The sequence below is a fragment of the Nocardia sp. SSK8 genome, from assembly GCF_037034205.1.
Lineage (GTDB): Bacteria > Actinomycetota > Actinomycetes > Mycobacteriales > Mycobacteriaceae > Nocardia.
In genome coordinates, this window is record NZ_JBAGKD010000005.1 from 279,549 (window position 1) to 292,636 (window position 13,088).

Genomic DNA, 13,088 nt, shown 5'->3' on the forward strand with positions numbered 1-13,088 from the left:
GAAACGGTCGTGCTGGTCTTTTGACTGATGCTAACGACAGCAGCGGCAAATTTCTCGCGAACTTCCGCGCGTGTGTGGCCGGTCGACCCCGGCCGCTCTCAATGTAAGACGACGGTGAGCGCCGTACGCAGCGACGCACCGGCCACCGCGGCGGCGTATTCGTTCGCCAGCGCCACCAGGACCACCCGCTCGGCGCCCGAGCGGCGCTCCCCGGTCGCGGTGACCAGCAGCACGGCGGCGTCGGTGGCCAGGGTGCGGGCGGGCCGCGCGGCACCGGGGGCGCCCGCGTCCTCCACGCCCACCACATCGACCCGGTCACCCGCGCGCAACACCTCGGCCACCGCTGGATCGGCCAGCCGGATGGGCACGATCCGCGCGTCGGCGCTGCCCGCCGCGGCGGCGGCCAGGCGCGGCCCGATCACCCGCAGATCGGTGAAGGTCTCGCCCGCGCGCATCGCGCCGGTGAGAGTGGCGCCGAGCAGGGCGGTGGTCTCGCCGACCGCGCCGCCGGGCAGCGAGCGGGATTCGTGCTGGTCGAGGCGCAGATCCTCGGCGGTGAGCAGCCTGCCCGGCGCGAGATCGCGCGCGGCCACCACCACCGGGTGCCGCTGGGCACCGGGGTCGCCGCGCACGAACAGCGCCAGCGCGGTGACGGCCAGCAGGGCGGCGAGCACGCGGCGCACGAGCAGGGCATCGGCCCAGGCGGGGCGGCTACCGAGGGCGAGGCGCCAGGAGCTGGCACGGCCGAGATCGGCGAGGCTGCGAGTCATGCCCGAAGCCTAGGGATCGGCACTGCCGGGAAAGCCGCCGAAAGCCCCGCCTGTGGATAACTACGGGGCTGTGGACAACCGGGAAATCAGCTGGCGGCGGCCGGTGCGGAGCTGGTGCCCGCGCTCGACGCGGCGGAGCTACTGCTGCCGTTGCTGTCGGCGGTGGACTTGGCTGGCTCGCTGGCGGTGGACGCGCCACCCCGGCTGTCGGTGCGGTAGAAACCGCTGCCCTTGAAGACGATGCCGACCGAGTTGAACAGCTTCCGCAGCTTCCCGGAGCACTGCGGGCATTCCGTCAGTGTGTCGTCGGAGAAGGACTGAACGATGTCGAAGCGGTTGTCACACTCGGTGCACGCGTACGAATAAGTTGGCACAGGATCCTCCGCAAGTCTCGTCGATCTAGCACTCTACCGCCGACACTGCCAACGTCGCGAATCGCCTTTTCATTCCGGTCGAACAGGGCGCTCACGGCCGCAGTGCGCACAACCCGCCGTGCGGCGTCAGCGCCCACCCCATCCGGCGGTCGTGCGGTTCCTCCGGCAGCCGGTCCACCAGTTCAGTATCCCGCACCACCGCGATCAGCCGGGTGCCCGCCCGCGCCGCCCCGAGGGTGCGGTCGTAGTAGCCCGCGCCGCGCCCGAGCCGCACGCCGCGCCGGTCCACCGCCAGCGCGGGCACCAGGATCGTCGTGGCCTCGGCCACCGTCGGCGGCGGCAGCGTCGCCGTGGTCGGTTCGAGCAGGCCGTAGCGGGCCTCGCGCAGGGAATCGGGGCCCTCGTAGCGCGCCCAGCTCAGCGGTCCTGGCTCGCCGGTGACCGGCAGCAACACCGTGGCGTCGGCGGCCCGCAGCGCGTCGAGCATGCGCAGATCGCCGGGTTCGCCGCGGATCGGCACGTAGGCGCACACCACCGCGTCCGCCCCGGCCAGAGTGGGCGTGAGCGCGGCGAGCGCGGCCGCCTCCGCGGCGTGTTCGGTGGCTCCGAGCTGGGCACGGTCGGCCAGGATCCGGGTCCGCCACGCATATTTGGTGCGCTCACCGGGCATCTCCACAGCGACCACCCTAAGCTCTTGCCGACGCCGGATCGCCGCGACGTCGGCGATCGGACGGCACAAGAATGGATAGGGTATGCGCATGACAGACAAGACCTCCGGATTCCGCACCGCGGTGGTGCCGGCCGCCGGGCTCGGAACGCGGTTTCTGCCTGCCACCAAGACGGTGCCCAAGGAATTGCTGCCGGTGGTCGACACCCCCGGCATCGAGCTGGTCGCCGCCGAGGCCGCCGAATCCGGCGCCGACCGGCTGGTGATCGTCACCTCGCCCGGCAAGGACGGCGTGGTCGCGCACTTCGTCGAGGACCTGGTGCTGGAGAGCACGCTGGCCGAGCGCGGCAAGTTCGCGCTGCTGGAGAAGGTCCGCAAGGCGCCCGCGCTGCTCGATGTCACCTCGGTCGTGCAGGAGGAGCCGCTGGGTCTGGGCCATGCCGTCGCCCAGGCCGAGGCCGTGCTCGACGCCGACGAGGACGCCGTCGCGGTGCTGCTGCCCGACGACCTGGTGCTCCCGTGCGGGGTGCTCGAGACGATGAGCCGGGTCCGGCGCGAGCGCGGCGGCTCGGTGCTGTGCGCCATCGACGTGCCCAAGGACCAGGTCAGCGCCTACGGCGTGTTCGACGTGGAGACCCTCGACGACGGCGCCGAGGCCGACGTGCTGCGCGTGCGCGGCATGGTCGAGAAGCCCGCGCTGGCCGATGCCCCCTCCACCCTGGCCGCCGCGGGCCGCTACCTGCTCGACCGCGTGATCTTCGACGCACTGCGCCGCATCGAGCCCGGCGCGGGCGGAGAACTGCAGATCACCGACGCCATCGCGCTGCTGATCGCCGAGGGACACCCGGTCCACGTGGTGGTCCACCGTGGGTCGCGCCACGATTTGGGCAACCCGGGCGGTTATCTTCGAGCTGCCGTGGATTTCGCCCTCGAGCGGGAGGAATACGGCCCGCAGCTGCGCGAGTGGCTGAATTTCCGGCTCAGCCCGGAGTGGGACCCGAACAACACAGGAGCATGATTGCGCTCGGTTGAGGATCAGCTGATCAAGGTCACCGCGGCAGCGGTCGCGCCCCGGCCGGTCCGGGTGGCGATTTCCGAGGCCCAGGGACTGCTGTGCGCGGAGGACGTGGTCACCGAACGTCCGCTGCCCGGCTTCGATCAGGCCGCGGTCGACGGTTACGCGGTACGCAGTGTCGATGTCACCGCCGCGGGCACCGATGTCCGCGACGAAGAGGGCGAGCTCATCGACCTCACCCTGCCGGTGGTCGGCGAGGTGGTGGCCGGTTCGCGCCAGCCCATCCGGTTGCAGCCGCGCCAGACCGTGCGCGTCGACACCGGCGCCCCCCTGCCCACCCTCGCCGACGCGGTGCTGCCGCTGGACTTCACCGACGGCGGCCGCGCGCGGATCAAGGTGTTCGAGCCGGTCCGCTCCGGCGACTACGTGCGCCGCGTCGGTGACGACGTGCAGCCCGGTGACGTCGCCGTGCGCGCGGGCACCATCATCGGCGCCGCCCAGGTGGGCCTGCTGGCCGCCGTCGGCCAGGACAAGGTGCTCGTGCACCCACGACCCCGGCTGTCGGTGATCTCCATCGGCGGCGAACTGATCGATATCGATCGCACCCCCGGCCCCGGCCAGGTCTATGACGTGAACTCCTACGCGCTGGCCGCCGCCGCGCGCGACGCGGGCGCCGATGTGAACCGCGTCGGCATCGTCAGCGCCGATCCGCGCAGGCTGCGCGATGTGGTCGAGGGCCAGCTGGTGCGCTCGGAGGTCGTCGTGATCGCGGGCGCGGTCGGTGGCTGGGCCTCCGAGCAGGTGCGCGAGGCGCTCGACGGGCTCGGCGAGCTCGAGGTCGACCGGGTGGCCATGCATCCCGGTTCGGTGCAGGGCTTCGGACGACTCGGCCGCGACGAGGTGCCCACCTTCCTGCTGCCGTCGAATCCGGTGAGCGCGCTGGTGGTGTTCGAGGTGATGGTGCGTCCGCTGATCCGGATCGCGCTGGGCCGTCGTCAGCCGATGCGCCGGATCGTCAACGCGCGCACCATCACTCCGGTGTCCTCGATGCCGGGCCGCAAGGGCTATCTGCGCGCGCAGCTGCTGCGCGACGAGGCCACCGGCGACTACCTGGTGCAGCCGCTGGGCAACGGCAACAGCGGGTCCTCGCACCTGCTGGCGACCCTGGCCGAAGCTAACAGCTTGATCGTGGTGGAACCCGACGACACCGATTTCCGCACCGGTGACGAGGTGCGGGTCGCGTTCCTGGCGCAGCGCGGCTGAACCGTGGAGTCGATGAACGTGTTCCGGGCCGGTCAGCATCCCGGATGGCCCGCCCGGCTCGGCCCGCTGATCGTGGCCGGTGGCCAGGTGACGTTGCGCCCGGTGCGTTTTCGCGATGCCGCGGCCTGGAGCCGCATCCGGCTGCGCGACCGCGACCATCTGGAGCGCTGGGAGCCGACCGGCCGGGGCAGCTGGGAGGCGCGCAATCACGCGTCCAACTGGCCCTCGCTGTGGACGAGCCTGAAGGCCGAGGCCCGGCGGGGCGCGATGATCCCGTTGGTCATCGAGGTCGACGGGCAGTTCAGCGGTCAGCTGACGATCGGCAATATCGTGCGCGGCGCGCTGCGCTCGGCCTGGATCGGCTATTGGGTGGCCAAGGATCTGGGCGGTCAAGGCGTCGCGACAGCCGCGCTGGCGCTGGGGCTGGACCACTGCTTCGGGCCGGTCGGCCTGCATCGGGTGGAGGCCACGGTGCGGCCGGAGAACCTGGCCAGCCAGGCGGTCTTGCGCAATGTGGGGTTCCGGGAGGAGGGCCTGCTGCGGCGCTACCTCGATGTCGACGGTGCCTGGCGCGATCACATGCTGGTCGGTCTCACTGTCGAAGAGGTCATGGGCACGGTCTCGGACCGCCTGGTCAGGGAGGGTAGAGCGGCGCTGCCGTGAAATTTCTGTTACTCATGTGGCAGGTGTGCACGGCGCGCCTGCCACACGGGTGCGTGCGCCCGAACTAACCTACGGACGTCGGTGGTGCGTCCACGAACGGACAACACGCAGGCGGGGACGGGAGGTGATGACCGCGATGCCGAATTCGATCCTGTGGATCGGACTGGTGGTGCTGTGGGTCTTCGTCCTGTTCCCGATCATGGCGGACCGGCATCCCCGGATCCGCCGCACCACCGATGCCGCACTCGCCACGCGTGTGCTGCACCGTGGCGGGGCCGAACGACGGATCCGCATCGGGGCCGCGGGTGATCACGAGACCGATCCCGACTATCGCCCCCGAGTGCTGAGCAAGCGCCCCCACCGAACTGATTCGGAGGATCGGATGACGACCGATGAGCCCGTCACCGAACAAGAAGACGAAAAGCCCACCGCGGTAGGCGAACTCGAAGCGGCCGCGCCGGACACCGCCCACGGACCCGCCGAAGAGCCGCGCGAGACAGCCGATCTCGCCGATCCCGTGCCCGAAGACGAAGCAGCCGAGCCGGTTTCGGACGACACCGAGACCCCCGTGGCCGCGCGCATACCCCCCGCGCCACCCGCCCGGCTCGACGACGTCGAACCGGCCCCCGAACCCGCCCGCGCCGAGGACGACGACGATTTCGTGCCCTCCCGGCGCGGCCGCGGCGGCTACGACCCCGAGGCCGACGCCATCGCGCGCGCCGCCCGCTACAGCTTCCGTCAGCGCGCGGTCCTCGGGCTGATCGTCGCCGTCATCCTGTTCGCCGCCTTCGGGCTGCTGCTGAACTCGATGTTCTGGTGGGCGTGCGGGCTCTCGGCGGCCGTGCTCACCGGCTACCTGGCCTACCTGCGCAAGCAGGTGCACGTGGAGGAGGAGATCCGCCGCAGGCGCGCGGCCCGCCTCACCCGCGGCTCCCGGCGCGAGGAGGCCGAGGTCACCCCCGAGGCCGCCACCACCCGCCGCACCATGGATCGCGATACCGCCCGCGCGCTGCGCCGCCGTTCCACCCTGCTCGACACCGACGACGAGGACCCGATGTTCGAGTACCTCGAAGCCTTCGATCCGGCCACGTCTCGCGCACTCCGCCACCGGGTCTCCGACCTCGGTCGCGCGGTCGGCGAGTAACTGGTGAATCCCCGCAGAACAGCAGGTCAGAGTACCGATTCGGTATCCGGGCGCAACGCCTGATACAGTGTCACAGCACGGTTCGCCAGAGCCGCACGGGGCTATAGCGCAGTTGGTAGCGCGTCTCGTTCGCATCGAGAAGGTCAGGGGTTCGATTCCCCTTAGCTCCACAAAAGAAGGGCCCGGTCACCGCGACCGGGCCCTTCTTCGTCGTCGGGGTGGGGGTCCGCGGGGTGGGATATCGAAAGGGGTAGCGGGGGCGCTCGATCGGATGATTTCGCGGGGACCGTCACATGGCTAGGTTGGAGGCATGAAGACCGTCATCGTGTGTAAGTCGGTGTCCCACGGCAACACCAGGAAGATCGCCGATGTGATCGGCGAGGTGCTGGGGGCCCGGATCGTCGATCCCGGGGAGATCGACGCGGCCGAGCTGGGCGGCTACGACCTCGTCGGATTCGCCTCCGGGGTGCGGTACATGGAGTTCTACCCCGAGCTGGTCGAGTTCGTCCGGGGCCTGCCGCAGGCGCGGGGACAGCAGGCCTTCCTCTTCCACACCAGCGGGTTCCCCGAGACGCCGCTGCGCCGGTACAAGCGTGACTTCCAGGCGCTGCTCGCGCAGAAGGGCTTCCGGGTGCTCGACACCTTCGACTGCTACGGGTACGACACCTGGGCGCCGCTGATGATCGTCGGCGGCGTCCGCAAGGGGCGCCCGAACGCCGAGGACCTGGCGGCCGCCCGCGCCTTCGCCGAAAAACTGCGCGCCCGCGTCACCGCCACCTCCTGAACGCCGAAACCCCCGGCCGCGAGTGGCGACCGGGGGTTTCGGTGGTGCGGATCAGTTCTTGACGAGTTCCGGGGCGTCCGGTTCGTCGGCCGGGGCCGGATGGGCACCGTGCGGGTTGTCCGAACGGTTCGGCAGCAGCACCGCCATCGCGATGACGACCAGTGCCAGCACCGCCGAGACCAGGAAGGCCAGGCGCATACCGTCCAGGGTGGCGGTGGCCGGGTCGGTGCCCTCGGCGATCAGCGAGGTGCTGCGCGAGGACATCACCGTCACCACCAGGGCGGTACCGAAGGCCGCGGCCACCTGCTGCAGGGTGCCCAGCATCGAGCTGCCGTGCGAGTACAGGTTCATCGGCAGCGCGCCCAGACCCAGCGTGAACACCGGGGTGAACGCGGCGGCCAGCGAGACCATCAGCAGGATGTGCAGCACCAGCAGCTGCCAGTAGGGCATGGTCAGCGAGATCTGGGTGAAACCGGCCAGCGACACCGCGATGCCGATCGAGCCGGGGATCACCAGCGCGCGGCCGCCGAACTTGTCGAACAGCTTGCCCACGGTGGGGCCGAGCAGACCCATCGCCAGACCACCCGGCATCACCAGCAGACCGGTCTGCAGCGGCGAGAGATCCCGCAGGTTCTGCAGGTACAGCGGCAGCAGGATCATCGAGCCCATCATCGCCAGGAACGCGATGGCCATCAGCACCAGCGCCTTGGCATAGGTGCCGATCAGCAGCACGCGCAGGTCCAGCAGCGGGGTGCCGGTGCGCTGCAGGCGCACCTGGCGCAGCGCGAACGCGGCGATCAGGGCGAGGCCCGCGGCCACGTACAGCGCCGGGGTGACGTAGCCGTCGCTGTGGAACTTGCTCAGACCGAACACCAGACCACCGAAGCCGAGGGCGGCCAGCGCCACACTGGGCAGATCGAGCACGCCCGGCTGCGGCTCACCGACATTCCGCAGCTGACGCAGACCCAGCCAGGTGACCACACCGGCGATCGGCAGCATCACCACGAACAGCAGCCGCCACGAGTCGATGCCCGGGACGTGCACCTGCAGGATCAGACCGGAGATGACCGGGCCCATGGCAGGCGCGACCGAGATGGCCAGCGTGACATTGCCCATCACCCGGCCGCGGTCGTGTTCGGCCACGACGGTCATCAGGGTGGTCATCAGCAGGGGCATCATCACCGCGGTGCCGCCCGCCTGGATGATCCGGCCGATCAGCAGCACCGCGAAGGTCGGCGCGAGCGCCGAGAGCACGGTGCCGGTGATGAACACGCCCATCGCGGCCGCGTAGGCCTGGCGAGTGGTGACGCGCTGCAGGAACCAGCCGGTGGTGGGGATGATGGCGGCCATCGTGAGCATGAACGCGGTGGACACCCACTGCGCGGCGACCTCGGTGACGTGCAGATCGCTCATCAACCGCGGGATCGCGTTGATCATGATGGTCTCGTTGAGGATCACGACGAACGTCGCGAGCACCAGTACCCGGATGACGGTCGGTGTCCGCCCCGTCGACACAGGTGCGGATAGATCGGCTGACATCGGGTATACCTCCGGGCAAATGGGGGGAACGGCGGGCGGCGGCCCGATGCCGGGTCGACCGCGGAAGCGGACCGGCACCACAGGAGAAGAGACGGTGTCGCAGGGACCAACTCATCGGGCGCGGGCCAGTATTCCGGCTGCCACCGACACGAATCACCTGGTTTTCCCCGTAACCGCCGCTACGGCATGACGGGAATCGCCAGGTCGCGGCCGTATCTTCCGGCTGGAAACGAGCCGGAGTGAGCCTGGTCACCCTGCACCGATGGGTGTCGATTCGGCTGGGGCGCGTGTGGCGGAGTGTGTCGGCCGAGGTCGCGGGGTATACCCGGTGGGTGACTGCATCGAGACGGTGGCTTGCTGTGGTGTGTGCGATCGTTGCCTCGCTGGGACTGGCTGTCTCCGGCGCGCAGGCCGATCCGGGGGCGTACGTGGCGGGGGAGGCGCCGCTGGGCGGGCGGGCCGCCCAGCTCGACGTGTACTCCCCGGCGATGGGCCGGGTGATCCAGAACCGGGTGATCAAAGCCGCGGGGCCGGGCGCTCCGACGCTGTACCTGCTCACCGGCGCGGGCGGTGGCGCCGACGGCATCTCCTGGTGGGACAACACCGATGTGCGGCGGTTCTTCGACGACAAGTTCGTCAATGTGGTGATGCCGGTGGGTGGGGCGTTCACGCTCTACACCGACTGGATCTCCGACGACCCCGGTGTCGGCCGGGTGCGCTGGGAGACCTATCTGACCGAGGAACTGCCCGGTGTCATCGACAGCACGCTCGGCGCGAGCGGCCGCAATGCCATCGCGGGGGTGTCGATGAGCGCGTCCTCGGCGCTGGACCTGACCATTCGCAGCTCACGGTTCTCGGCGGTGGCGGCGTTGAGCGGGTGCCCGTGGGCCGCTGATCCGGTGGGGATCGCGATGGCCAGCGCGCAGGCGGTGCGCGGGGGCGGCAACCCGGGGAATATGTGGGGTGTGCCGGGCGGGCCGGTGTGGCGGGAGCACGACGTGTTCGCCAACGCGGGGCGGCTGGCGGGCAAGACGGTCTTCCTGGCGGCGGCCACCGGGGTGCCGGGGCCCGCCGACCGGGGCTTGCCGTTCCCGCCGCTGGAGACCATCGCCGGTGCCTGCACGGCGGCGTTCGCGGGGCGGTTGGGACAGTTGGGGATTCCGGCGGTGCACGTGCACCGGCCCACCGGCGGACATACGTGGGGACAGTTCGAAACGGACCTGCATGAAGCCTGGCCGCATCTCGCCGCGGCGATCAGCTGAGTTCGCGCCGTCCGCCATGAGCGCGGGCGGCGGCCGAGCTCAGCTGTGTGGCGGTGCGGGGAGGGCCGGGGCGATGGGGACGTGCGTGGGGGTTGGGCGACGGGTGCGGCGGTACCACCACTGGAGGGCGGTGACGCCGAGCAGGGCCAGCAGGGCGCAGGTCAGGCTGACGGGGAGGCCGGGCGGACGCCAGCTGAGGGTGAGAGTGGCGTTGTGGGTGCCGGGTGGGATGTCGACGGCGAGGAAGGTGTCGGCGACGGCGCGGGTCGGGAGGTCGCGGTTGTTCAGGGTGGCGGTGTAGCCGGGCCAGGCGAGGCGGGAGAAGACGATCCGACCGCCGGTGCCCGACGAGACCGTGGTGGTGTTGGTCAGACCGCCTTCGGGCATGGGTGCGGCGATGACACCGGACTCGTGGGCGATGAGATCGCCGGGGTGGGGCAGCGGTTCGACGCGTTCGAGCACCCAGATGCGGTTCTCGTGGCCGGGATAGGTGACGAAGGTCCAGCCGGTGGGGGCGGGCTGGTTGCCCGCGTCGGGGTATTGGGATCGTTGCAGGACCACGCGGTCCAGCATCATCAGGTCGACGATCGGGGTGTCCGAGGACGGTTCCACGGCGAAGGCGCGGCGGTAGGCGTCGGGGCAGGTGCCGCCGTCCCAGGCCATGCACAGCAGCCCGGCGAAGGCGGCGTGCCCGACGGGGGTGTACCCGTTGACGTACTTCAGCCCGAGATTCTTGGCGTAGCTGCCCAGCGCGATCGAACCGTAGGCGCCCTCGAGGGTCCGGTCCTCGGCGCGCAGCATGATCCGGTCGGCCAATTGCAGTGTGCGCCCGCCGAAGTCGGGGAACGCGGCGGTCATCTCGGAGCGGCGCTCGGGGAAACCGTAGGACATCGGCGTCAGCGGGGCGATCGCCACCTGGGTGTAGGCGATGGGAATGGTCGCCAGGAGGGTGAGCGTGGCGGCGGCGGTGACACCGCGGGTCCGCGCCAGCCACAGCACACCCGCGCCCAGCGCCGCGACCACCAGCACCGCGACCAGATGCCGCTCGACGAGTTTCGGCGCGGCGGAGAAGGAGCGCAGGAACAGCACCGCGATCAGCGCCGCGGCCGCGCCCATCCGCCGGGACCCGGTGAACACCCCGTACCGGCTGATCAGCACACACACCAGCACCAGCAGCGCGATCGCCAGCATGGGCAGCACCCGCGCGGGCCAGCGCAGCGGCCCGATCGCGCCGGGCCCGGCCGTCCACAGCAGCGCGGCCAGGGCGAACAGAGCGATCCCGCTCCACTGCGCCGCGGCCCGCGCGGCGGCGCGCCAGTCGACGAAGGCCAGCGCCGGGATCAGGAACCAGGCGATGTAGACCATCGGCAGCGGCTGCACATGTCCCCACCACGCGGTGAACGCCGGAACCGTGCTGGGCAGTGAGGCATTCAGCGATTCCGACCACGGCACGGTCAGGAACGGGTCGTTGTAGATCGAGGAGACGTCACCGCGCCAGGTGACCTGCGAGGACAGCAGGATCGGCAGATTCGCGATCATCGACGCCGACACCGCCAGCCCGGCCACCCCGAGCAGCCGCAGCACCGGCGCCCACTGCCGCCGATACACATACTCACCCGCCGCGACGGCCGCGATCATCAGCCCGGATTCGACGGCGGGGAAGGCGTATTGGATGGTCAGCGCCAGATACAGGAACACGAACAGCGGGATCGGCCCGGCCTCGCCGCGCGCGTAGCGCACCGCCGAGGCCCACGCGTGCACCAGCCAGGCGGTGCCGGTGTGCGAGGTGAACCAGCTGGCCTCGTCGAAGAACAGGAACCAGCCGCTGAACGGGAAGGCCACCCCGGCCACCGCCGCCCAGGGCGCGCGGGCGCCGTAGGCCAGGCAGATCCGGAACACCCCGAGCGCGGCGATCACCGAGAACACCAGCTTGACCGCGGTCGCGTAGAGCGCCAGGTTGTCGAAGGAGGGTGCCAGCAGATACACCAGCAGCTGCGGCGGGTTGTAGAGCCCGGCCTCCTCGAGACTGTAGTTGCCCGCCATCCACTCCCACGGCACCATCGCCGGGAAGCGGCCCGCGCGCAGTTCGGCGCCGAGCAGCTGCCACATCGGCGCGTACTGCGCCTCGGTGTCGTCGGTGTAGAAATGACGGGGATCGGCCAACAGCACAGCCAGATACCCGGCCAGGACCGCGGCGCTCACCCCGGCCGCCCACAGTGCGACGTCTTTTCGCGGTGCGAGTGCCGCGCGTATCCCCACGAGCGCGGGAGCTTAAGCCATCGAGCGGAATCGAACAATGCCCCCGGTGTTGATGGACGTTTGACCAGCTCAGGTGGGTTAGGTTGGGTGGACGACCAACTCGGTGTGTCACCGCCGTCGGTGACCGATGTTGATAGCATGGCGCAACCGAGCCGACCCTTCGAGAGAGTCATCAATGCAGTTCGAAATCGTCGAGCGGGACGAGACCTGGGTGGCCGGTTTGCCGGTCCGCAGTCCCAAGCGCGCACTCGGAGAGCTGCGCGACCGGGATCTCGAGGCTGCCTGGTCGGCGGTCCTCCACCAGGACCTCGGCGGCCCTCTCGCCAGCGCGTACACCGACTACACCGGTGAGCTGAGCACCTACAACACCCAGATCGTGGGCTACCAGTGCGATTCGCTCGACCAGGTGACCCGCGGCCATCTCGCCGCCCGCCTGCCGCGCGGCACCTACGCGCGCTTCTCCTCGGTCGGTAACTTCCCGCAGGTGATGACCGACCTGTGGACCCAGATCGCCTACGCCGAGGAGCACAACCAGATCAAGCGCACCTTCACCGGCGATTTCGAGTGCTACCCGCACGCGTACAAGATCGACCTCTACCTGGCGGTCGATCCGCGATGAGCTATTCGATCGTGGTGCGCGGCGCCGCACTGTACGGCGGACTGGCCGTGCCGCGCGTGCATCCCAGCTTCAAGGTGAGCAACAGCGATCTCATCGAGTTCCTCAAGGACCGGCTGCGCGACCGCCCCGAGGGCGCCGAGCCGCTGCACACCGTCTACGTCCCCGACGCCGCGGGCAACTGGAACGCGCTCGTCGCCCGCGAGTACGCGACCCCCGACGAGGTCCCGGTGGGTGACCTGATGGTGCGGGTGCCCAAGGGCATCTACGCCCGTTTCGCGCCCAACGGCGATTACCACGACCCGGTCGAGGACGTGTGGGCCCAGGTCGACGACGCGACCGCCTCAGCGGAGATCTCGCGCGCCTACGCCGAGGAGATCGAGGTGTGGCACGGCCCTGACACCGTCGAGCTGTTCGTTTCGATCACAGTCGATAACTGACAGTTAGCCGAATTAAAACCGCTCGGTCTCCATTTATCGGGTCGTGCGCGGCCCACCCCATTTGACCTGCGATTATTTCACCCGGGCTGGAAGGTTTCCGGAAAATTAGCCACTCGCCTGGTGGAATCGGGTTCGATGACGGATACTGCACCTGTCGGCATCGGCAGGACGCCGACCGCGCGCGGGCGTGGAGCACTTGAGTAGGAACACGATGGCTGTCGAGTCAACGCGCAACGGGGCGGGTTTGCGGCATATTCACCGAAGGGCCGGATCGGCCGCGGTGACCGGAGCT

Annotated in this window: 13 protein-coding genes and 1 tRNA gene; 9 read left to right on the forward strand and 5 right to left on the reverse strand. The window is 70.1% G+C overall.

What is annotated here, in order from left to right; genetic code table 11:
- Positions 1–98: 98 nt before the first annotated feature.
- The 3 genes from WA675_RS12455 to WA675_RS12465 form a co-directional block, all read right to left on the reverse strand.
- Positions 99–770: an SAF domain-containing protein gene (locus WA675_RS12455; protein ID WP_336084398.1), complete on the reverse strand. Its 672-nt coding sequence runs from the start codon at positions 768–770 to the stop codon at positions 99–101.
- A gap of 86 nt (positions 771–856) precedes the next feature.
- Positions 857–1,144 carry an FmdB family zinc ribbon protein gene (locus WA675_RS12460; protein ID WP_336084399.1) on the reverse strand — a complete coding sequence of 96 codons (288 nt, stop codon included), beginning with the start codon at positions 1,142–1,144 and terminating at the stop codon, positions 857–859.
- A 91-nt stretch (positions 1,145–1,235) separates the two neighbouring features.
- Positions 1,236–1,814: a 5-formyltetrahydrofolate cyclo-ligase gene (locus tag WA675_RS12465; RefSeq protein ID WP_336084535.1), complete on the reverse strand. Its 579-nt coding sequence runs from the start codon at positions 1,812–1,814 to the stop codon at positions 1,236–1,238.
- 88 nt (positions 1,815–1,902) lie between these two features.
- Between WA675_RS12465 and WA675_RS12470 the strand changes: the two genes are divergently transcribed.
- The 6 genes from WA675_RS12470 (at position 1,903) to WA675_RS12495 (ending at position 6,680) form a co-directional block, all read left to right on the forward strand.
- The gene (locus WA675_RS12470; protein WP_336084400.1) at positions 1,903–2,829 is read left to right on the forward strand and encodes a UTP--glucose-1-phosphate uridylyltransferase; all 927 of its coding nucleotides are present in this window, start codon (positions 1,903–1,905) and stop codon (positions 2,827–2,829) included.
- A complete protein-coding gene (glp, locus tag WA675_RS12475; RefSeq protein ID WP_336084401.1) occupies positions 2,830–4,089 on the forward strand; it encodes a molybdotransferase-like divisome protein Glp in 1,260 nt (419 codons plus the stop codon).
- A 12-nt stretch (positions 4,090–4,101) separates the two neighbouring features.
- Complete coding sequence (locus tag WA675_RS12480) at positions 4,102–4,752, forward strand: GNAT family N-acetyltransferase (RefSeq protein WP_278261351.1); 651 nt, start codon at positions 4,102–4,104, stop codon at positions 4,750–4,752.
- 136 nt (positions 4,753–4,888) lie between these two features.
- Positions 4,889–5,896, forward strand: coding sequence for a divisome protein SepX/GlpR (gene sepX / locus WA675_RS12485; RefSeq protein ID WP_336084402.1), 1,008 nt, complete (start codon positions 4,889–4,891; stop codon positions 5,894–5,896).
- Between the two features lie 97 nt (positions 5,897–5,993).
- Positions 5,994–6,066, forward strand: a tRNA-Ala gene (locus WA675_RS12490).
- Positions 6,067–6,206: 140 nt separating this feature from the next.
- Positions 6,207–6,680: a flavodoxin family protein gene (locus WA675_RS12495; protein WP_336084403.1), complete on the forward strand. Its 474-nt coding sequence runs from the start codon at positions 6,207–6,209 to the stop codon at positions 6,678–6,680.
- A gap of 51 nt (positions 6,681–6,731) precedes the next feature.
- Here WA675_RS12495 and WA675_RS12500 read toward each other — a convergent pair whose 3' ends face one another.
- Positions 6,732–8,219, reverse strand: coding sequence for an MDR family MFS transporter (locus WA675_RS12500; RefSeq protein WP_336084404.1), 1,488 nt, complete (start codon positions 8,217–8,219; stop codon positions 6,732–6,734).
- 362 nt (positions 8,220–8,581) lie between these two features.
- Here WA675_RS12500 and WA675_RS12505 point away from each other — a divergent pair, with 362 nt between their 5' ends.
- Positions 8,582–9,481: an alpha/beta hydrolase gene (locus tag WA675_RS12505; RefSeq protein ID WP_336084405.1), complete on the forward strand. Its 900-nt coding sequence runs from the start codon at positions 8,582–8,584 to the stop codon at positions 9,479–9,481.
- Between the two features lie 39 nt (positions 9,482–9,520).
- Here WA675_RS12505 and WA675_RS12510 read toward each other — a convergent pair whose 3' ends face one another.
- A complete protein-coding gene (locus WA675_RS12510) occupies positions 9,521–11,683 on the reverse strand; it encodes a hypothetical protein (RefSeq protein WP_336084406.1) in 2,163 nt (720 codons plus the stop codon).
- A 232-nt stretch (positions 11,684–11,915) separates the two neighbouring features.
- Here WA675_RS12510 and WA675_RS12515 point away from each other — a divergent pair, with 232 nt between their 5' ends.
- Positions 11,916–12,359, forward strand: a complete 444-nt coding sequence (locus tag WA675_RS12515) for a GyrI-like domain-containing protein (RefSeq protein WP_189025953.1) — start codon at positions 11,916–11,918, stop codon at positions 12,357–12,359.
- The gene (locus tag WA675_RS12520) at positions 12,356–12,796 is read left to right on the forward strand and encodes an AraC family transcriptional regulator (RefSeq protein ID WP_336084407.1); all 441 of its coding nucleotides are present in this window, start codon (positions 12,356–12,358) and stop codon (positions 12,794–12,796) included. The genes WA675_RS12515 and WA675_RS12520 overlap by 4 nt, the downstream gene beginning before the upstream one ends.
- The last annotated feature ends 292 nt before the right edge of the window (positions 12,797–13,088 follow it).